General features: G+C 63.9%; 16 protein-coding genes. 9 read left to right on the top strand and 7 right to left on the bottom strand.

Annotated elements, in window-relative coordinates; translation table 11 throughout:
- Window positions 1-89 precede the first annotated feature (89 nt).
- Window positions 90-860, top strand: coding sequence for a helix-turn-helix transcriptional regulator (locus IVB48_RS27140; protein WP_247404667.1), 771 nt, complete (start codon window positions 90-92; stop codon window positions 858-860).
- Window positions 861-908: 48 nt separating this feature from the next.
- The gene (locus IVB48_RS27135) at window positions 909-2,414 is read left to right on the top strand and encodes a hypothetical protein (protein WP_247404664.1); all 1,506 of its coding nucleotides are present in this window, start codon (window positions 909-911) and stop codon (window positions 2,412-2,414) included.
- A gap of 47 nt (window positions 2,415-2,461) precedes the next feature.
- On the opposite strand, the gene IVB48_RS27130 is transcribed toward IVB48_RS27135, so the two are convergent.
- Window positions 2,462-3,682, bottom strand: coding sequence for an ABC transporter substrate-binding protein (locus IVB48_RS27130; RefSeq protein WP_247404661.1), 1,221 nt, complete (start codon window positions 3,680-3,682; stop codon window positions 2,462-2,464).
- Window positions 3,683-3,765: 83 nt separating this feature from the next.
- Window positions 3,766-5,316: a long-chain fatty acid--CoA ligase gene (locus IVB48_RS27125; protein WP_247404657.1), complete on the bottom strand. Its 1,551-nt coding sequence runs from the start codon at window positions 5,314-5,316 to the stop codon at window positions 3,766-3,768.
- 264 nt (window positions 5,317-5,580) lie between these two features.
- Here IVB48_RS27125 and IVB48_RS27120 point away from each other — a divergent pair, with 264 nt between their 5' ends.
- The 7 genes from IVB48_RS27120 to IVB48_RS27090 all read left to right on the top strand — a co-directional run bounded on the left by IVB48_RS27120 (window position 5,581) and on the right by IVB48_RS27090 (window position 14,301).
- Window positions 5,581-6,717, top strand: a complete 1,137-nt coding sequence (locus IVB48_RS27120) for an acyl-CoA dehydrogenase family protein (RefSeq protein WP_247404654.1) — start codon at window positions 5,581-5,583, stop codon at window positions 6,715-6,717.
- A 15-nt stretch (window positions 6,718-6,732) separates the two neighbouring features.
- On the top strand, window positions 6,733-7,899 hold the full coding sequence (locus tag IVB48_RS27115; RefSeq protein ID WP_247404651.1) for an acyl-CoA dehydrogenase family protein: 1,167 nt from the start codon (window positions 6,733-6,735) through the stop codon (window positions 7,897-7,899).
- Entirely contained in the window at window positions 7,896-8,552 is a 657-nt protein-coding gene (locus IVB48_RS27110) for a glutathione S-transferase family protein (protein ID WP_247285245.1), read from the top strand. The genes IVB48_RS27115 and IVB48_RS27110 overlap by 4 nt, the downstream gene beginning before the upstream one ends.
- Before the next feature lie 181 nt (window positions 8,553-8,733).
- Window positions 8,734-9,534 carry an AraC family transcriptional regulator gene (locus IVB48_RS27105; protein ID WP_247404649.1) on the top strand — a complete coding sequence of 267 codons (801 nt, stop codon included), beginning with the start codon at window positions 8,734-8,736 and terminating at the stop codon, window positions 9,532-9,534.
- Between the two features lie 197 nt (window positions 9,535-9,731).
- Window positions 9,732-10,598 (top strand): 3-keto-5-aminohexanoate cleavage protein, encoded by an 867-nt coding sequence (locus IVB48_RS27100; protein WP_027514515.1) that lies wholly within the window; start codon window positions 9,732-9,734, stop codon window positions 10,596-10,598.
- 113 nt (window positions 10,599-10,711) lie between these two features.
- Entirely contained in the window at window positions 10,712-12,328 is a 1,617-nt protein-coding gene (locus IVB48_RS27095; protein ID WP_247404647.1) for a carboxyl transferase domain-containing protein, read from the top strand.
- Window positions 12,325-14,301 (top strand): acetyl-CoA carboxylase biotin carboxylase subunit, encoded by a 1,977-nt coding sequence (locus IVB48_RS27090; RefSeq protein WP_247404645.1) that lies wholly within the window; start codon window positions 12,325-12,327, stop codon window positions 14,299-14,301. The genes IVB48_RS27095 and IVB48_RS27090 overlap by 4 nt, the downstream gene beginning before the upstream one ends.
- A 105-nt stretch (window positions 14,302-14,406) precedes the next feature.
- Here the strand turns inward: IVB48_RS27090 and IVB48_RS27085 are convergent, their stop codons facing one another.
- The 5 genes from IVB48_RS27085 to IVB48_RS27065 are packed head-to-tail and all read right to left on the bottom strand — an operon-like array spanning window position 14,407 to window position 19,890.
- Window positions 14,407-15,402, bottom strand: coding sequence for a dipeptide ABC transporter ATP-binding protein (locus tag IVB48_RS27085; RefSeq protein ID WP_247404642.1), 996 nt, complete (start codon window positions 15,400-15,402; stop codon window positions 14,407-14,409).
- A complete protein-coding gene (locus tag IVB48_RS27080; protein ID WP_247404640.1) occupies window positions 15,399-16,406 on the bottom strand; it encodes an ABC transporter ATP-binding protein in 1,008 nt (335 codons plus the stop codon). Before IVB48_RS27080 ends, IVB48_RS27085 begins: the two co-directional genes overlap by 4 nt.
- The gene (locus tag IVB48_RS27075; RefSeq protein ID WP_018455966.1) at window positions 16,406-17,299 is read right to left on the bottom strand and encodes an ABC transporter permease; all 894 of its coding nucleotides are present in this window, start codon (window positions 17,297-17,299) and stop codon (window positions 16,406-16,408) included. Before IVB48_RS27075 ends, IVB48_RS27080 begins: the two co-directional genes overlap by 1 nt.
- Before the next feature lie 9 nt (window positions 17,300-17,308).
- Entirely contained in the window at window positions 17,309-18,256 is a 948-nt protein-coding gene (locus IVB48_RS27070) for an ABC transporter permease (RefSeq protein ID WP_027565975.1), read from the bottom strand.
- 35 nt (window positions 18,257-18,291) lie between these two features.
- Entirely contained in the window at window positions 18,292-19,890 is a 1,599-nt protein-coding gene (locus tag IVB48_RS27065; protein ID WP_027565974.1) for an ABC transporter substrate-binding protein, read from the bottom strand.
- Window positions 19,891-19,914 lie beyond the last annotated feature (24 nt).

The following is a 19,914-nucleotide window of genomic DNA, read 5'->3' as shown; positions in this document are numbered from 1 at the left end:
GGCCCGCGCGGGCCGCCGCCGGGGGGCGAAGTGCGGTTTTGTGCTGGTTTGTCCGCCCTGCTAGGATGTCGTCCTGGAGCAGGGCCACGATGCAGACGCAGGACAAATTCACCGACAAGCAGCTTTCGGACGAGCAAAGTCGCGAGATCGCAGAGACCATTCGCGAGGAGCTCGCCAGGCGCCGGATCTCTCGGCAGGCGCTGGCCGAGCAGGCCAAGCTCAGCCTGTCGACTCTCGAGAAGGTGCTCGGCGGCCGACGGCCGTTCACGCTGGCGACCACGGTGCGACTGGAGCAGGCGCTCGGCGTCTCCCTGCGCAGAAGCGCCGCTGCGGTGACGCCTCCGGCCGCAAACGATGTCGCGCCCGACAGCCTCGGCTCCTATGCCCATCGCGCGGTGACCTGGCTCGAGGACGTCTACATCACGTTGCGGCCGTCGTTCGGCGACAAGGACGCGATCTTCGCCTACCGCACCGAGATCGTCTGGGAGCCGAAAGTCTCTGCACTGGTGTTCCGCGAGGGGGAACGGACCGATGCCGCCTATGAACACACCGGCGAGGTCGCCGTGCCGCATCAGTCCGGCTTCATCTATCTCGTCATCATCAAGCACGGCCAGCATCGCGTGATCACGGTGTCGCGGCCGACGGTCGCCGGCGAAATGTACGGGATCATCTCGACACTCCGCGCCGGCCCCGGCTCGCAGCTGACGCCGATCGCAGCGCCGATCGCCTATGTGCCGCTCCGAAACTTCGCGAAGCCCTCGCTGGGTCGGGTCGCGCCCGGCGATGCCAACCACGAACTGTACCAAAAGCATCTGCGCCGAACGGTGGAAGAATCGTTCGCGCTGTTTCTGTCGGTATAGTCCGCAAGAAATTAGCCGGAATGACGCAGCATGCGTCTATAAGGGGACATGCAGGACGCGCCCGCACTCGACGACGGCGAATCTCCGCTGTTCTCAATCATTATCCCGCTCGAATCTCACCGCGGGCAGTGGGAGCTGTCCTGGCTCGGCTGGACGTCGCAGACTGCCGACAAATCGCTCTACGAGATCATCTTGGTCGTGCCGCCGGATTTCACGGCACGCGAACAGTTGAAGGCGTTGGCCGGCAACAGGGCTCGCCTCGAATTCGCCGATTCCGAACACGACATCGGGCTCTGCGCATTCGGCGCGACGAAGGCGCGCGGCAGCTATCTGTTCTTCACGGAATCGCACTGCCGGCCCGAACCCGAGGTGATCGAACTCTGCATTCGCGCGATCGATGCTCATCCCGACTGGGCCGGCTTTTCCTGCCGTTCGATCCCGATCTGCCATAACCGGCTATCCGTGGCAGAGGCCGCCATGTACCAGGCCGACATCGAGTTCGGTATGAAGCAGCATCCCTGGCGCAAGATCCTGGATCAGTGTTTCGTGACGCGGCGCGACATCTACCGGGAATGCGGCGGCCTGCGCGAGGAGTTCGGTCATTTCGCCGAATGGGTGCTTGCCGCCGCCTATCACGCGAGAGGCTATTCCCTCGGCTATCTCGAGGAGGCGCGCTTCCATCACTACTATGTCGGCGAGCTCGACGAGCTGAAGCAATTCACGCTCGACTTCGTGCAAGGCGAGATTCGCTATCTGAGCGAGGCTCGCAACGATCCCGGCAGCGAGCTGCTCGACATTCCGATCGAGTGGAGCTCGCGGAGCGAGGCCGGCACGTCGCTCGCCCGCAATGCATTGAACGCGCTCCTGCGCTACAGCCTCGCTGGCGGCGGCTGGAGACGGCCTGGCGAGAAATTGCTGGCGTTGTGGCGTTGGTCCGTGCCGGCGCTGCTCGGCGATCTCGGCGCGCGCGGCTTCGCGCGGCTGGGGGCATGGCACGCGCTGGCCGTGCTGGTCGTTCTGACGGCCGCTGGATCGAGCGAGGCGATCGCGCGATGGATGCGGCGATACATCGCCGCGCTGATCCGGCATCAGAGACTCGATTGCATTCATCGTCTCGGGCGAGATGCGCGGTCTGCCGGCGGGCTTCTTGGGGAGCAGATTATCGCGCAGACCGGATTCCATGCCGAGGAGTTCTCCGCCGGTCACACGTTCCGCTGGAGCGAACCGGAGGCTGCCGTGCGGATCAAGGGGATGCCCGGCCGCACCATCGTCCGCGTTCGAAGCCCGGCGCTTCGCGCGCCGCTGCATACGATCGACGCGCGATTCTATCTCGACGGCAAGCCCGTCGCGCCCGAGGCGGTCGTGACCGGTTATGATGGCTACACGCTGAGCCTCGATCTGCCGCCGTCAGGCATCGTCACCCTCGCCTGGGCATGCCCCGCGTTCAGGGGCGTCGGCGATTCGCGTCGTCTCGGCCTGTCCATCGCGGGCATCGACGTCGGCCACGACATGATCGAGGTCGAAAGCGCGGGAATAGCGTCGTCGCTCGCTTGAAAGGAATAGCGGCCCTTCGGCCGCTATTCGGTGGTTTTTCAGTCGAACTAGCCGCCGGTTTCGGCGCTGATGATGTCGCCGAACAGCTCCCACTGGCCCTTCTTGAATCGCCACATCTTGAGCTGCTCGATCGGCGCGAAGTCCGTGGCCGAAGTGTTGATCTTGATGCCCGGGATCAGGGTGTCGGGGACGAAGTCCTTGAGGCTCGCTGCCTGCTTCATCACATTCTCACGGGTCAGATTGTCGCCCGCCTGCTTCAGCACCTGCACCATGGTCTGGGCTGCGGCATAGGCGTAAACCAGATTGGCGTCCGAAATATTTGCGCCGGGTATGTATTTGTCGACGAAGACCATGAACTTCTTCATGCCCTCATCATCCTTCCACTGCGGGTCCGACGCGTCCTTCAGATAACCGGCCGACAGCACGCCTTCGGATGCCTCGAGGCCGGCCGGCTTCATCACCGCGCCGATCGAGACCGAGACATCGGTCATGAGATGCATCGGCTTCCACTCCAGCTCGGCAATCTTCTTGATCGCCTGCGCCGCAAATTTCGGGGTCGCGATGTTGACGAAGACGTCGGCGCCGGTCCCCTTGAGCTTGACGATATGGGCGTCGATCGAAGGCTCCGACGTCTCGTAGCTCTCTTCCGCCACGATCATTTTCGATGCCCTGTCGCCGAACACGTCCTTGATGCCGGCGAGGTAGTCCTTGCCGAAATCATCGTTGGCATAGAAGATCGCAACCTTCCCGTCCGGCTTCTCCTTCAAAATATACTTGGCGAAGATCTGTGCCTCGACGCGGTAGCTGGGCTGGAAGCCCATGGTCCAGGGAAAATTCTTCGGGTCGTTCCACTTGCTGGCGCCTGTGGCGAGGAACAGCTGCGGCACCTTCTTGGAATTGTGATACTTCTGCACGGCGGTCTGGGTCGGCGTGCCCAGCGCGTTGAACACCAGGAAGACCTCGTCGCTCTCGATCAGCTTGCGGATCTGCTCAACCGTCTTCGGCGGCGAGTAGCCGTCATCGTAGGAGATCCAGTTGATCTTGCGGCCGTTGATGCCGCCCTGGTCGTTGATCATCTTGAAATAGGCTTCCTCGGTCTTGCCGATGACGCCGTAGGCGGAAGCCGGCCCGGAATAGGCCTCGACATTGCCGATCTTGATCTCGGTGTCGGTGACGCCGGTGTCGTACGCTTTTTGGGCATACGCGGAGTGGGTCGCAAACAGCGTCATCGCCGTTGCCGCGGCAAGCAGGGAGAGTTTCTTGTTCATGTAAATTCCTTGGGGCTTCTTTGGGGTTTCTTCTGACTTTGGCACTTCAAAAAAGAAAAGCGCCCGCGAGAGGGGCGCTTTGATCAGGCGTTGGCGGCTTTCTTGTCGACTTCGGAAGTGATCGAGAATTCCTTGCGCAAGGTCGGCTTGTGGATCTTGCCGGTGGCATTGCGTGGTAACGCATCGACGAAGCGGACCTGGCGCGGACATTTGAAGCGCGCGAGATTCGCCGCGCAGTGCGCGAAGACATCTGCCTCGGTCAACCGCTGGCCCGGCTTGGCCGCGACGATGGCGAGGCCAACCTCGCCCCATTGCGGATCGGGAATGCCGATCACGGCGGCTTCCGCGATGGCGTCGAGTTGGTGCAGGACGTTCTCGACCTCAGCCGGATAGACGTTCTCGCCGCCGGAGATGTACATGTCCTTCCAGCGGTCGACGATGTAGTAAAAGCCTTCCTCATCGACGCGTGTCGCGTCGCCCGTGTGCAGCCATCCGTCGGTGAACGACGTCTTGTTCGCCTCCGGCCTGTTCCAGTAGCCGGGCGTGATGTTTGGTCCCTTGACCCAGAGCTCGCCGAGCTCGCCGACATCGGCGTCGCTGCCATCAGGACGCACGATGCGCACTTCGGTGTGCAACACCGGCTTGCCGGCGGAGCCGGCTTTCCGTGCAGCATCCTCGCGGTCGAGCACCAGCACGGCTGGCGAGGTCTCGGTCATGCCGTAGCCCTGCTGAAGCGCGACGCCACGCGCCTCCCACACCTTGAGCAGCGGCACTGGCATTGGTGCGCCGCCGACACCGCCGACGATCAGCCGGCCGAGGTCGGTGGTCGCGAAGGCCGGATGCTGGGCCATGAACTGGTAGATCGCGGGCACGCCGAAGAACACGTTGATGCCCTGTGCGGGGTCGTTGATCAGGCCGAGCGCCGGGCCGGGATCGAAGGCGCGCATGATCATCACGGTGCCGCCGGCATGCAGCACCGGATTGGTGTAGCAATTCAAACCGCCGGTGTGGAACAGCGGCAGCACGGTGAGCAGCACCGAGGATGGCCCGATGCAGGCGGGGCCGCCGAGATTGACGCAATTCCAGAAGGTCATGCCATGGGTGATGGTGGCGCCCTTGGGATGACCCGTCGTGCCGGAGGTGTACATGATGGTCGAGACATCATCGAGGGTGACCTCCTCGATTTTCTCGAGTGGCTTTGCAGCGGCGATGCCGGCCTCGTAAGGCCCGCCGGGACCAAGCAGCAGGCTCGTCTCAATCCCACAGAGCTTCGCCACGGCAAGCGCCGTTTCGGCGAGATCGGTGTCGTGGATCATCACCTTCGGGGCGCAATCGCCGGTGATGAACTGGAGTTCGGGAACGGTGAGCCGGGTGTTCAGCGGCACGAAGATCGCACCTAACCGGCCGCAGGCGAATTGCACCTCCAGCGTATCGGTCGTGTTCAGCGCCAGCACCGCGACCCGCTCGCCGCGCGAGACCTTCAGCGTATGACGCAGAAATGAGGCGAGACGAGAGATGCGCGCATCGAGCTGCGCATAGCTGAAGCGGCGCTCGCTCGCGAGGTCGATCACCGCGACCTTGTTCGGCGTGCGGCGGCCATGGTGGGCGATCCAGTCGTAGTAACGAACGGCCAAAAATTCCTCCCTCGGCGGTCTGGTGCCGCCCGCGTCCCTATTGCCATGCACCATGCCCGGCATGGCCCTGAGGCCAGCCGGAGTTTGTGCACCACGCCTTTTTTTGATCCGGAGTTGGCGCGCGAGCGATGAAAATCGTCTTGCGTTGAGTTGCTAGAGCGAGCCTGCTTGGAGGGGAGCCTTGGCCAGCCACTCCGCGCAAGTGAGCTGTCAAAGTTCCGGCCATGGTGCACGAGACGAATCCGCCAGCAGGGCGAGAGTGCGATGATGAGCCCGTTCTATACCGCCGAACATGACGCCTTTCGTGACGTGATGCGCCGCTTTGTCGACAAAGAGATTGCGCCCTTCGCCCACGAGTGGGACGAGGCCGGCGAATTCCCCCGCGCCCTCTATCGCAAGGCGGCCGAGATCGGGCTCTTGGGGCTCGGTTTCCCCGAGGAATATGGCGGAATCGCCGCCGACCAGTTCATGAAGATCGTCGCCAGCCAGGAGCTGGCGCGGGCCGGCGCCGGCGGCGTCAGCGCCAGCTTGATGAGCCATACGATCGGTTCGCCGCCGGTCGCGCGGGCCGCGCGCCCGGAGGTTAAGGCGCGCGTGCTGCCTCAGGTGCTCGCGGGAGAGAAAATCTCGGCGCTCGCGATCACCGAGCCGGGCGGCGGATCTGATGTTGCGAGCCTCCGGACCAAGGCGCGTCGCGACGGAGATCACTACGTCGTGAGCGGCGAGAAGACCTTCATCACCTCGGGTATGCGCGCCGACTATCTGACCGTTGCGGTGCGTACCGGGGGTGAGGGCGCCGGCGGCGTCAGCCTGCTCCTGATCGAGGGGGATACGCCGGGCCTGTCCCGGACAAAGCTGAAGAAGATGGGCTGGTGGGCCTCTGACACCGCGACCCTGCATTTCGACGAGTGCCGCGTACCGGCGGAAAACCTGATCGGCGAGGAAGGCCAGGGCTTCAAGATCATCATGCGGAATTTTAACAGCGAGCGCATGAGCATGGCGGCTGGCTGCACCGCGTTCGCGCGCGTCTGCCTCGACGAAGCCATTGCCTACGCCAAGGAGCGCAAGACCTTCGGCAAGCCGCTCGCGCAGCACCAGGTGATCCGCCACAAGATCGTCGACATGGCGCAGAAGGTCGCCGCGTCGCAAGCGATGCTGGAGATGCTAGCCTGGCGGCTGGAGCAGGGTGAAAGCCCGGTCGCCGAAATCTGCATGATGAAGAACCAGGCGACCCAGACCATGGCATTCTGCGCCTCTGAAGCCGTGCAGATTTTTGGCGGCGCCGGCTTCATGCGCGGCATCAAGGCCGAGCGCATCTACCGCGAGGTCAAGGTCAACGCCATCGGCGGCGGCACCGAGGAGATCATGAAGGATCTGGCGTCGCGGCAGATGGGATTGTGACGACGAGAGGAAGCAATGCTGTTTACCGCCGACCACGACGAGATCCGTCGTTCCTTACAGAAATTCATTGCCAACGAGATCAATCCGCACGTCGATGAATGGGAGAAGGCCGACATCTTCCCGGCGCATGAGCTGTTCAGGAAGATGGGCAGCCTCGGCTTTCTCGGATTGAACAAGCCGGTCGAATTCGGCGGATCCGGCCTCGACTATTCCTACGCGCTGATGATGGCGGAGGAGCTTGGGGCCATCAATTGCGGCGGGGTGCCGATGGCGATCGGGGTGCAGACCGACATGGCGACGCCGGCGCTGGCGCGGTTCGGCTCCGACGAGGTGCGGCGCGAATTCCTGGCGCCCTCGATCTCTGGCGACTATGTGGCCTGCATCGGCGTCTCCGAGCCCGGCGCGGGCTCCGACGTCGCCTCGATCAAGACCAATGCGCGCGCCGACGGCGACGATTACGTCATCGATGGCGGCAAGATGTGGATCACCAACGGCACTCAGGCCGACTGGATCTGCCTGCTCGCAAACACCGGCGACGGGCTCGTTCACCGCAACAAGTCGCTGATCTGCGTGCCCATGAAGATCAAGGGCGTCACTGTCGCGCGCAAGCTCGACAAGATGGGCATGCGCTCGTCGGATACCGCACAAATCTTCTTCGACAATGTCCGCGTGCCCAAGCGCAACCGGATCGGCGAGGAGGGCAAGGGCTTTACCTATCAGATGATCCAGTTCCAGGAGGAGCGCCTCTGGGGCGCGGCCGCCTGCCTGAAGGCGCATGAATACATCATCAACGAGACCATCGAATACACCCGCAACCGCAAGGCCTTCGGGAAGTCGATCCTCGACAACCAGGTCGTCCATTTCAAGCTTGCCGAGATGCAGACCGAGGTCGAGCTGTTGCGCGCGCTGATCTACCGTGCCGGCGAGGCGCTGGTGGCGGGCGAGGATGTCACAAAACTGGCGACCATGGCCAAGCTAAAGGCCGGCCGGCTCGGCCGCGAGCTTACCGACGCCTGCTTGCAATATTGGGGCGGAATGGGCTTTACCAACGAGACGCCGGTCAGCCGAGCCTATCGCGACAGCCGCCTGACATCGATTGGCGGCGGCGCCGACGAGGTCATGCTGATGGTCCTGTGCAAGATGATGGGCACGCTGCCCGGCAGCAAAGGAAGTTCCTGTTGATCACGCTCTATCACTGCGACGGCGCGCGCTCGTTCCGTCCGCTCTGGATGCTGGAGGAAATGGGGCTTTCCTACGAGCTCAAGATGCTGCCGTTCCCGCCCCGGGTCTTCGCCAAGGAATACCTCGCGCTCAATCCGCTCGGCACGATTCCCTTCATGGTTGATGGCGAGACCAGAATGACGGAATCGTCCGGCATCTGCCACTATCTCGGCGTCAGACATGGACCGACGCCACTGATGGTCGGGCCGGAGGATCCCGCCTATGGCGCGTTCCTGAACTGGATGTATTTCAGCGACGCCACGTTAACCTTCCCGCAGACGCTGGTGCTCCGATACACCCAGCTCGAGCCGGAAGAGCGCCGCAATCCGCAGGTCGCCGGCGACTATGCCAAATGGTTCTTGGGCCGGCTGCGCGCCGTCGAGGCAGCCACCGCAAATACCGAGGCCTTGTGTGCTGGCCGCTTCACCGCCGCCGACATCGTGATCGGATACGCGCTCCGCCTCGCCGATACTATCGGGCTTGCCAAGGATTTTGGGCCAAATGTCGCAGCTTATTGGACGCGCTTGCAGCAGCGCGATGGTTTCAAGCGCGCGGTTGCTGCGGAGCAACAGGCCGGCGTCGAGCAGAACGTGGCGCCAAGAGTAAGGGCTTAACTGTCGTCCTGGCGAAAGCCGGGACGACGATATTGCCAGGAGTTCCGTCTCGTCCACCACCCTCGCGGGCTGCCGACCTTTTGCGCTTCATGATAGCGCTATCCCGCCGTGACAGCGCCCAGATTTCCGCTAAGGTGACCTCCGTCCGCAGCGGCCAAAGAGCCGCGCGAGGAGGATCCCAATGGAAGATAACGGTCGCGAATCCGACCATTTGATGCTGATCACGCCGGAGCGGGTATTCTATGCCGGCCTGCTCGGCCGCCCCCGCAAGCGGACCCCCGGCTGCTGTCACGTCTATGTCGCGGTCAAGGGCAGCCTGCATCTGACGATCGATGATGCCCTCGCCACTGGCGAGCTGTTCGTCACCCTGCCGAACCAGCGGCATTCCATTGCCAGCGACTACCGCACCGCGATCAGCGTCACGCTGGAGCCGGAGAGCATGCCTGATGGCGTGATCGAGGTCCTGGCCGAGCGGCTCACCGGACCCGACAAGGCCGTCTATGCCCGCAAGATCCTCGCCGCCTACACGCTGCTGCGCCAGCGCCGCTACGGCGACATCACCACCGCCGAATTCGACGAGATGTGTTTTGGCGAAGCGCTGCCGCGCCGGGTGCTCGACCCCCGCGTGACGCGTGCGGTCGCCCGTATCGGCCGCTTCACAGGTGAGCCCGTGACGGCGGACACTTGCGCGGCGGACGCCGGACTTTCCGCTTCGCGTTTCCTGCATCTGTTCAAGGAAGAGACCGGCATCTCGTTCCGCTCCTTCCGCGCCTGGAAGCGCGCGCGGCATCTGCTGCACTTCGCCAACCAGGACCTCAACCTCGCCCATCTCGCGCAGGACATCGGCTATCCCGATTCCACCCATTTCAGCCATTCGATCCGCCGCTTCTACGGCCTGAAGCCGCGCGCGATCTTCGTCGGCTCGCGTGATCTTGCGATTTATCGCAGCACCGAGACGGTGAGGCTCGCGGAGGCATCGTAGGATGCTCTCGTAGGGTAGGCAAAGCGCAGCGTGCCCACCATCTTCGATCCACGCTGAGACATGGTGGGCACGGCGCAAGAGCGCCTTTGCCCACCCTACGACATCTGGCCCATTCCAGCTTCTCCGCGCAAGAAGCCGCATGCCGCCCATCACATGATCGCAAGCGTTGAATTATCAACGTGCGAGACATTCAAGGCATGAGCGACAAGGCCGTCATCACCTGCGCGCTGAACGGCGTGCTCACCGACCCGAAGCAGCACAACGTGCCTGTGACGCCCGAGCAGATGGCGCGCGAGGCCAAGGCTGCGTTCGATGCCGGCGCGTCCATCATGCACATCCATCTGCGTCAGCAGGCGCCGGACAAGGGGCATCTGCCGTCCTGGGAGGTCAGCGTCAGCAAGGAGATCCAGCAGGCGATCCGCGAAGCCTGCCCCGGCGTGATCATCAACCACACCTCCGGCGTCTCCGGGCCGAACTACAGCGGTGCGCTGGATTGCATCCGTGAGACCAGGCCGGAGATCGCCGCCTGCAATGCAGGCTCGCTGAACTATCTGAAGGTGAAGGCCGACAACAGCTGGGCCTGGCCGCCGATGATGTTCGACAATGCGGTCGAGAAGGTGAAGGACTATCTCGACGTCATGAACGCGGTCGGTACCATCCCCGAATTCGAATGTTTTGACGTCGGCATCGTCCGCTGCGTCGGCATGTACCGCCAGGTCGGCATGTACAAGGGCCCGCTCGAGTATAACTTTGTGATGGGCGTCGCCTCCGGCATGCCGTCGGATCCCGATCTGCTGCCGATCCTGATCAAGCTGAAGCGTCCCGAGGCGCAATTTCAGGTCACCGCGATCGGCCGCGAAGAGATCTGGCCGCTGCACCAGCGCTGTGCGGAGCTCGGCGGTCATCTGCGCACCGGTCTCGAAGATGCCTTCTATCTCGCCGACGGCAAGAAGGTGACGTCGAACGGCCAGCTGATCGAGGCCATCGCCGCCTGCGCCCGCCGTGCGGGCCGCGAGATAGCGAGCCCGGCGGAAGCGCGAAAGATTTTTGGGACGAATAGGTAAATTATCGCCTCAACCGTCATCGCGAGCAAGCGAAGCAATCCAGAATCTCTCGATGGATGCAGCCTGGATTGCTTCGTCGCTTCGCTCCTCGCAATGACGAGCAGGATTGAGTTATGTCCATTCTCGAAAACGCCATCTCCCCCGGCAGCGCCGCCTACCGCGCCAATCGCGACGGCATGCTTGGCCTGATTGACCGCATGCGCGCGCTGGAAGAGCGCACGCGTGCGGCATCAGCCGCGGCGAAAGACCGCTTCCACAAGCGCGGCCAGCTGTTGCCGCGTGAACGCGTCGCGCTGGTGCTCGATCCCGGCGCGCCCTTCATCGAGCTGTCCACGCTCGCCGGCTTCATGTTCGACGTATCGGATCCGGACAAAAGCGTGCCCGGCGGCGGCGTCATCGCCGGCATCGGCTTCGTCTCGGGCATCCGTTGCATGGTCAGCGCCAACGATTCCGGCATCGATGCCGGCGCGCTCCAGCCCTACGGCCTCGACAAGACGCTGCGGGTGCAGGAGCTCGCGTTAGAAAACAAGCTGCCCTATGTCCAGCTGGTCGAAAGCGCCGGTGCCAATCTGTTGCGCTATCGCGTCGAGGATTTTGTTCGCGGCGGCAACATCTTCCGCAACCTCGCGCGGCTCTCGGCGGCGGGGCTGCCCGTCGTCACCGTGACGCATGGCTCCTCGACCGCCGGCGGCGCCTATCAGACCGGCCTGTCCGACTACATCGTCATGGTCCGTGGCCGCACCCGCGCCTTCCTCGCCGGCCCGCCGCTGCTGAAGGCCGCCACCGGCGAGATCGCAACCGAGGAGGAGCTTGGCGGGGCCGAGATGCACACGCAGGTGTCGGGACTTGGCGACTACCTCGCCGAGGATGACCGCGACGCCCTGCGCATCGCGCGCGAGATCATGGCGGCGCTGGAATGGGAGCGGCCGGGCAGGGCGAGCGCGGAATATAAGCCGCCGCGCTACGACCAGGACGAGCTGCTCGGCATCATGCCGATGGACCACAAGCGCGCCTTCGACATGAAGCAGGTGATCGCACGTATCGTCGATGATTCCGACTTCACCGAGATGGCGCCGAACTACGGCCCGGCCACCGTCTGCGGCCATGCCCGCATCGAGGGCCAAGCCATCGGCATCATCACCAACAACGGTCCGCTCGATCCGGCCGGTGCCAACAAGGCGACGCATTTCATCCAGGCGTGCTGCCAGACCCGCACGCCGCTGCTCTATCTGAACAACACCACCGGCTACATGGTCGGCAAAGCTTACGAAGAAGCCGGCATGATCAAGCACGGCTCCAAGATGATCCAGGCGGTGACGTCGGCGACGGTACCGCAGATCACCATCTATTGCGGCGCCTCGTTCGGCGCCGGCAATTACGGCATGTGCGGGCGCGGCTTCCATCCGCGCTTCTGCTTCTCCTGGCCCAACGCCAAGACCGCCGTGATGGGCGGTGAGCAGGCCGCCGAGACCATGGCGATCGTCACCGAAGCCGCCGCCGCGCGCCGCGGCAAGCCGGTCGAAAAGGAAAAGCTCGATGCCATGAAGGCGCAGATCGTCGGCGTGTTCGACGGCCAGATGGACGTGTTCTCGACCAGCGCGCGCGTGCTCGACGACGGCGTCATCGATCCGCGCGACACCCGCGCGCTGCTGTCGGAAGTGCTCGCGATTTGCCGCGAGGGCGATGCGCGCACGCCCCAGCGCATGCAGTTTTCGGTGGCTCGGCCATGAGGAACGGATCAACGCAGCACCGACCGTTCTTCAGGGTCTTGATTGCCAATCGCGGCGAGATCGCGTTACGGGTGATGCGCAGTGCGCGGAAGCTCGGGCTCGGTGTCGTCGCGGTCTATTCGGATGCGGATCGCGACGCGCTCCATGTGCAACAGGCAGACCAGGCCGTGCGCATCGGCGAGCCGCTGCCGAGGCAATCCTACCTCAACATTCCCGCAATCGTTGCGGCCGCAAAGGCCAGCGGCGCGGATGCCGTTCATCCCGGCTATGGCTTCCTCGCCGAAAACGAGGAGTTTGCGCAGGCCTGCAAGGATGCCGGCCTCGTCTTCATCGGCCCGTCGCCGCAGGCGATCGAAACAATGGGCAACAAGGCCGGTGCCAAGGAGATCATGAAAAAGGCCGGCGTGCCCGTCGTGCCCGGCTATCAGGGCGCCGATCAGGGCGATGAGGTCATGCTCGCGGAGGCGAGAGAGATCGGCTTTCCCGTGATGATCAAGGCGGTCGCCGGCGGCGGTGGACGCGGCATGCGGCTCGTGACGGACGCGTCGTCGTTTCCTGATGCGCTGCGTAGCGCGCGGTCCGAGGCGAAGGCGGCGTTTGGCGATCCGACCGTGATCCTCGAACGCGCCATCCAGAATCCCCGTCACATCGAAATTCAGGTGTTCGGCGACAGCCATGGCAACGCCATCCATCTCGGCGAACGCGATTGCTCGGTGCAGCGGCGCCACCAGAAGCTGATCGAGGAGGCACCGTCGCCCGCTGTGACGCCGGAACTGCGCGCGAAGATGGGCGACGTCGCGGTCGCCGCGGTGAAGGCGCTGCGTTACGAGGGCGCCGGCACGCTCGAATTCCTGCTCGATTCGAGCGGCGAGTTCTACTTCATGGAAATGAACACGCGCCTCCAGGTCGAGCATCCCGTGACCGAGGCGATCACCGGGCTCGATCTCGTCGAATTGCAGATGCGCGTTGCGCGCGGCGAGCCGTTGCCGGTGAAGCAGCAGGACATTCGCTTCACAGGCCACGCCATCGAGGTGCGGCTGTGCTCGGAGGACGCCGCGCATGATTTCATGCCGCAGTCCGGGCGCATGGCGTGCTGGCAGGTGCCGGATGGCATCCGCGTCGAACATGCGCTGCAATCCGGCTCCGAGATTCCGCCGTTCTATGATTCCATGATCGCCAAAATGATCGGCCATGGCGCGACACGCGAGGAAGCGAGGGGACGGCTGATCGTCGGCCTCGAACAGCTCACCGGTTTCGGCGTGACCACCAACCAGGCGTTCTTGATATCGTGCCTGCGTCATCCCGGCTTTGCCAAGGGCGAGGCGACGACGGCGTTCATTGGTGGGCATCGCGACGAGTTGCTGGCGCCGGGCACGGACGCCGCATTCGATGTCGCTTTGGCCGGCCTGCTGCTCTACGTCACGAACCCGCAGGCACCGTCGTGGCGCCGCGGACGGAGCCTCGCGGCAACGTTCCCGCTACCGGCGAAGATCGAGATCGCAGGCCGGGCGTATGAGCTAGAAGTCTGGCGCGAACGCGATGGCAGCTACGTTGTCGCCAGCGACGGCCGGCAGGACAAGTTCGAGATCGACCGGCTCGATCTCGACATGATCCGCTTCCGTCATGACGGCGTGATGGACAGGGCCAAATTCCTACGCGATGGCGACCGGCTCCACCTCCAGCGCCGCGGCATCCCGCTCGCGGCGTCCGATCTCACGCTCGCCGCGCCGAAGGCCGCCGCAAGCAACGGCGGCGACGGCAAGGTTCGTGCCGCCATGAACGGCCGCGTCGTTGCCGTCCTGGTCCAGCCGGGCGACCGCGTCAGTGCCGGTCAGCCGGTGATGACGCTGGAAGCGATGAAGATGGAGCACGTCCACAAGGCCGGCATCGACGGCGTGGTCGCCGCGATCGACGTCGCCGAGGGCGAGCAGGTGACGACGGGCCGGATCGTGGCCGAGATCGGGCCGAGGTAGAGCGGCAATCGTAGCTATCGTAGGATGGGCAAAGGCGCGCAGCGCCGTGCCCACCATCGTGCGGCAATTGCGATTGAATGGTGGGCACGCTTCGCTTTGCCCACCCTAGGGCATCGCATTTGGTCGCCCCGTCCCGTCATTGAGCAAACACGCGACCTGGTGCACCTCGCCCGCCTCCATCAACGCCGGCCGCTCCGTCCTGCATCGCTCCATCGCAAACCGGCAGCGGGTGTGAAACGCGCATCCCGGCGGCGGATTGACCGGGCTTGGCACGTCGCCGTCGACCAGCGGTACGAGCTTTTTGGCAAGCGGGTTGGCGACCGGCACCGAGGCGAGCAGGGCCTGCGTGTAGGGATGGCGCGGATTTGCAAACAGCTCGTCCTTGTCGGCAATCTCGACGATGCGGCCGAGATACATCACGGCGACGCGGTGACTGATATGAGCGACCACGGCGAGATCATGTGCGATGAAGAGATAGGAGAAGCCGTGCTCGCGTTGCAGATCGATCAGGAGATTGATCACCTGCGCCTGGATCGAGACGTCCAGCGCGGAGACCGGCTCGTCGCAGACGATCAGCCGCGGCCCCAGCGCCAGCGCGCGGGCGATGCAGATGCGTTGGCGCTGGCCGCCGGAGAATTGATGCGGGAAATTGCGCATCTGGTCGGGCCGCAGGCCGACCTGCTCGAACAGGTTTGCGGTACGCGCCTCCAGCGCTTTGCCGGTCGCGAGCCCGTGCACGAACAGCGGCTCGCCCACGATGTCCCCGGCAGTCATCCGCGGATTTAAAGAGGCGAACGGATCCTGGAACACGATCTGCATCGAACGACGATGTGGCCGCAACGCGGACTTGGACAGATGCGTGATGTCTTCGCCTTTGAGGCGGATCTGGCCCGAGGTCGGCTCGACCAGCCGCAGCACGCTGCGCGCCACCGTGGACTTGCCGCAGCCGGATTCGCCGACGAGGCCCAGCGTCTCGCCCACCCCAACCGAAAATGAGACGCCGTCGACTGCATGCACTGTGCCGATTTGTCGGCGCAACACACCGGCGCGCACCGGATAGTGCTTCTTGAGATCGGTGACTTCGAGCAGCGCCTCGGTCATGCCACCTCCGCCACTTCGGCCGCCCGCCAGCATGCCGCGAGATGGCCACCGCCCCAATCGGTGAGCGGCGGATATTCGGCCTCACAGCGCTTGATCGCGAGCTTGCAGCGAGGCGCAAACGCGCAGCCCTTGGGCAGCCGCACCAGCGACGGCACCGTGCCGGGAATTTCGTTCAGCCGTGCTGGCGCGGCGACGCCCGGCGCCGGCACCGACGGGATCGAGGCCATCAATCCGCGCGTGTAGGGATGTTTCGGCGCGGCGAACAGTGCCTCGACGCTCGCTTCCTCGACCTTCCGTCCCGCATACATCACGATGACCCGCTGCGCGGTCTGCGCGACGACGCCGAGATCATGGGTGATCAGCACGAGCCCGGTGCCGAGCTCTTTCTGAAGGTCCAGGATCAGCGCGAGGATCTGCGCCTGGATGGTGACGTCGAGCGCGGTCGTCGGCTCGTCCGCGATCAGCAGCGCCGGCCGGCACGCCAGCGCCATCGCGATCATGGCCCGCTGGCGCATGCCGCCGGACAGCTGATGCGGATATTCCCGCGCGCGCCGAGCCGGTTCGGGGATGCGCACCAGGCGCAGCATCTCGATCGCGATGTCCCGGGCCTCTTTACTCGACATGTTCCGGTGCAGCCGCACGGCCTCGACGATCTGGTCGCCGATCCGCATCACCGGATTGAGCGAGGTCATCGGCTCCTGGAAGATCATCGAGATGCGGTTGCCTCTGACGGCGCGCATCTCTGTTTCGTCCAGCGTCAGAAGATCAGTGCCTTCAAGCGTGACGGAGCCGCCGACGATGCGGCCGGGGGGATCAGGCACCAGCCGCATCAGCGACAGCGCAGTGACGCTCTTGCCGCAGCCGGATTCGCCGACGATCGCCAGCGTCTCGCCGCGCTTTACCGTGAAGGACACATCATCGACGGCCTTGAACAGACCGGAGTTGGTGAAGAACACCGTCTTCAGGTTTTTCACCTCGAGCACGAGATCGGATTTGTCAGTCATCAGCCGCGCTGCCGGGGATCGAGGATGTCGCGCAAGGCGTCGCCGAACAGATTGGCGCCGAACACCGCGAGGCTGATGGCGATGCCCGGGAAGATCACCAGCCAGGGCGCGGTGCGGACATATTCGGCGGCGGATTCAGAGAGCATGCGGCCCCACGACGGGTACGGCTCGGGAATGCCGAGGCCGAGGAAGGAGAGCGAGGCTTCGGTGAGGATGGTCGAGCCGAGCTGGGCGGTCGCAAGCACGATCAGCGGCGCCAGCGTGTTCGGCAGCACGTGACGGAGCGCGATGCGTACCTCGCTCATGCCGATCGACTTGGCGGCCTCGATGAATGGCAGCTCGCGCAGCGCCAGCGTGTTGGCGCGGATGACGCGCGAGACGGTCGGGATCAGCGGAATGGCGATCGCAATGATGACGTTCGGCAAGGACGGCCCAAGCGCCGCGGTCATGATCAGGGCCAGCACCAGCAGCGGCAGCGCCTGCAGAACATCGGAGACACGCTGAAACACGAGATCGACCCAGCCCGAGAGATAACCGGAGGTGAGGCCGACGATCACGCCGATGCTGCCGCCCAGCGCCGTCGAGCCGATGCCGACCGCGAGCGAGATCCGCGCGCCATGGATGATGCGGCTGAAGACATCGCGGCCGAAGGAATCCGTGCCCATCCAGTGTGCCAGGCTTGGACGCGCCAGTGCCCGGGCGGCATCGATCGTCAGTGGATCGTAACGCGCGATGAAGTCGGCGAAGATCGCGGTGAACACGAACAGGGTCATGATGACGAGCCCGGCCGCGCCCAGCACATGCCGCTGCGCCAAAAACAGCACGCGCCGCCAGCCGACGGTCGCGTGCGCCCCGGCGCGCCTCAGTTCAACGTCATAGTCGATTGCGGCCAACAGGTTCTCCTAATCCGTGTACCTGATGCGCGGGTCGAACACGGCGTACAGCATGTCGACGATGAAGTTCGCGCTTACCACGACGATGGCAATCAGCATCACCAGGTTCTGCACGATCGGATAATCGCGCCAGCGAATCGCCTCGACCAGGAAACGCGCGACGCCGGGGATGTTGAACACCGTCTCTGTCACGATGAGGCCGCCGATCAGGAACGCCGCCTCGATGCCGATCACGGTGATGACGGGCAGAATCGCATTCTTCAGCGCATGCTGGTAGTTCACGGCGGCATCCGATGCGCCCTTGGCACGCGCGGTGCGGATATAGTCCTGCCGCAGGACCTCCAGCATCGAGGACCGCGTGATGCGCATGGTCAGCGCCGCGCTGCGGAAGCCGACGGCGGCGGCGGGCACGGCATAGGTCGCGAAGGCTTCCAGCCAGGTCGCCGGATTCGGATTGAAGATCGGCATCTGGTTGAACATCGCGACCGAGGCGGTGAGGATAAGCAGGCCCAGCCAGAACGATGGCAGCGACAATCCGCTGAGGCTCACCACACGTAACGCGTAGTCGAGCCTCGTTCCCTGCTTCACTGCGCTGATCACGCCCAGGGGAATGCCGATGGACGCCGAGAACAGCAGCGCCAGCCCGGCGAGCCGTGCGGTGATCGGAATCCGTGGCAGGATCTCCTGGAGCGCCGGCTTCTCGGAGACGTAGGAGTAGCCGAAATCGCCGCGCAGGAAGCCGCTGATCCAGTGCCAATATTGCACCACCAGCGGCTGGTCGATGCCGAGCTCTTTTTCCAAATTGGCCTTGTCGGCGGGATCGACATAGCCGGCCGCGGCAAACAGGATGTCGACGATGTTGCCGGGGACGATGCGCAGCAGGAAGAAGATGACGATCGAGATCCCGAACAGGGTCACGAGCATCAGCAACAGGCGCCGCACCAGATAGGCAAACATACATCGCCTCCCGTCGAACCCGTCAGTCGCCCGCGCTACTTGTCCATCCAGACATCCTCGTAACGATAGCCATTGTAGGAGCTGTTGGACATCACCGTCACGCCCTTGACGTAAGGTTGCCAGCAACTGCCGGTCCGTGCGTGGAAGATGATCGGGCGGGCGACGTCCTCCTGCAACTTCTTGTCGATGTCCCACACCAGCTTCTTGCGCTTGTTGATGTCGGTCTCCTGGGACTGCACATCGAACAGCTTTTCGATCTCCTTGTTGCAGTAATTAGTGTAGTTGCGCTCGGAGCCGCAGGAATAATTCTCGTAGAAGGACTGGTCGGGATCGTCGACGGCATTGCCGGTCAAATTGAGCCCGAGCATGTAGTCCTTGCGCGCGATCTTCGGGAACCAGTTTGCGGTCTCGACCACGTCGAGCTCCCCGTCGATATAGATGCTCTTGAGCTGGTCGATCAGGATCACGGCGGGATCGCGATAGACCGGGATGTTGCGGGTCGAGACCTTGACCGCGAGATGCTTGTCCGGTCCGTAACCGGCCTTCTGCATCAGCTTCTTGGCCTCTTCGCGGTTGGCGTTGATGTCGGGGCCGTAGCCCGGAATGGTCTCGAGCATCTCCTTCGGCATGCCCCACAGCCCATTCGGCGGCGGCAGCATGGTCCCGCCGACGTCGCCCTGGCCCTCGAACATGATCGAGATGAAGGCCTTGCGGTCGAGCGACAGCGCCATGGCGCGGCGGATGTCGATATTGTCGAACGGCGGCGCAGACGAATTGACGATGATGTTGGTCGCGACATTGTTGGGTTCGACCACGCAGACCGCGTTCGGCGCCTGCGATTTGACGTCCTTGAGAAGCGGGATGCTCACTTCGGTCGGGAAGGCCATGTCGAACTTGCCGGCGACGAAGGCGAGAATGGCGGTCGAGCGGTTCGGGATGATGGTGAACTCGATGCCGTCGAGATAGGGCCGCCCCTTGCGCCAATAATCGGGATTGCGAGTCAGCTTGATCGATTCATTGGCCTTGAACTCGACGAACTTGAACGGGCCAGTGCCGATCGGGTGCGTGCGCATGTCGCCGGGTGAGACGTGGCAGGGATAGACCGGCGTGTAGCCCGAGGCGAGCAGTGCAATTAGCGAAGGCTGCGGCCGCTTCAGGTTGAAGGAGACCTCGAGATCGCCGTTGGTGGAGACATCGTTGACCTGTTCGTACCAGCTCTTGCGCGGGTTCTGCCGGAACTTCTGCTGCGACTTGCCCATCAGCATGTCGAAGGTGCATTTGACGTCCGCCGAGGTGAACGGCTTGCCGTCGTGCCACTTCACGCCCTGGCGCAATTTGAAGGTCAGTGTCTTGTTGTCGTTGACCCAGGCCCAGCTCTCGGCGAGCTCGGGCACGATGGTGTCCATGCTGTTCTGCGCCACGTCCTGCTTGTAGATGACGAGGTTGTTGAACACCGGCATGAAGGGAACGTTGAGCGAGTAGGTCGCGCCTTCGTGGATCGAGGCGTTGCCGGGACTGTCGCGGTGGTACATCCGCAAAATGCCGCCCTGCTTGGGCTCGCCGGCGAGTGCAATGGTCGAAAACGCAAGCAAAGATAGCGCCGCCGTCGCGGCGAGCGCTCGTACGCTCCGCATCCTCGTCCTCCCTGGACATCTTGT

Origin of the sequence: Bradyrhizobium sp. 76, assembly GCF_023073025.1 — a bacterium.
Classification (GTDB): Bacteria; Pseudomonadota; Alphaproteobacteria; order Rhizobiales; family Xanthobacteraceae; genus Bradyrhizobium.
This window is presented reverse-complemented; position numbering and strand designations above follow the sequence as displayed.

Excerpts from the sequence above, each read along its gene's own strand:
- IVB48_RS27140 (WP_247404667.1), top strand. The coding sequence starts at position 90 with ATGCAGACGCAGGACAAATTCACCGACAAGCAGCTTTCGGACGAGCAA.
- IVB48_RS27135 (WP_247404664.1), top strand. The coding sequence starts at position 909 with ATGCAGGACGCGCCCGCACTCGACGACGGCGAATCTCCGCTGTTCTCA.
- IVB48_RS27130 (WP_247404661.1), bottom strand. The coding sequence starts at position 3,682 with ATGAACAAGAAACTCTCCCTGCTTGCCGCGGCAACGGCGATGACGCTG.
- IVB48_RS27120 (WP_247404654.1), top strand. The coding sequence starts at position 5,581 with ATGATGAGCCCGTTCTATACCGCCGAACATGACGCCTTTCGTGACGTG.
- IVB48_RS27115 (WP_247404651.1), top strand. The coding sequence starts at position 6,733 with ATGCTGTTTACCGCCGACCACGACGAGATCCGTCGTTCCTTACAGAAA.
- IVB48_RS27105 (WP_247404649.1), top strand. The coding sequence starts at position 8,734 with ATGGAAGATAACGGTCGCGAATCCGACCATTTGATGCTGATCACGCCG.
- IVB48_RS27100 (WP_027514515.1), top strand. The coding sequence starts at position 9,732 with ATGAGCGACAAGGCCGTCATCACCTGCGCGCTGAACGGCGTGCTCACC.
- IVB48_RS27095 (WP_247404647.1), top strand. The coding sequence starts at position 10,712 with ATGTCCATTCTCGAAAACGCCATCTCCCCCGGCAGCGCCGCCTACCGC.
- IVB48_RS27090 (WP_247404645.1), top strand. The coding sequence starts at position 12,325 with ATGAGGAACGGATCAACGCAGCACCGACCGTTCTTCAGGGTCTTGATT.
- IVB48_RS27085 (WP_247404642.1), bottom strand. The coding sequence starts at position 15,402 with ATGACCGAGGCGCTGCTCGAAGTCACCGATCTCAAGAAGCACTATCCG.
- IVB48_RS27080 (WP_247404640.1), bottom strand. The coding sequence starts at position 16,406 with ATGACTGACAAATCCGATCTCGTGCTCGAGGTGAAAAACCTGAAGACG.
- IVB48_RS27070 (WP_027565975.1), bottom strand. The coding sequence starts at position 18,256 with ATGTTTGCCTATCTGGTGCGGCGCCTGTTGCTGATGCTCGTGACCCTG.
- IVB48_RS27065 (WP_027565974.1), bottom strand. The coding sequence starts at position 19,890 with ATGCGGAGCGTACGAGCGCTCGCCGCGACGGCGGCGCTATCTTTGCTT.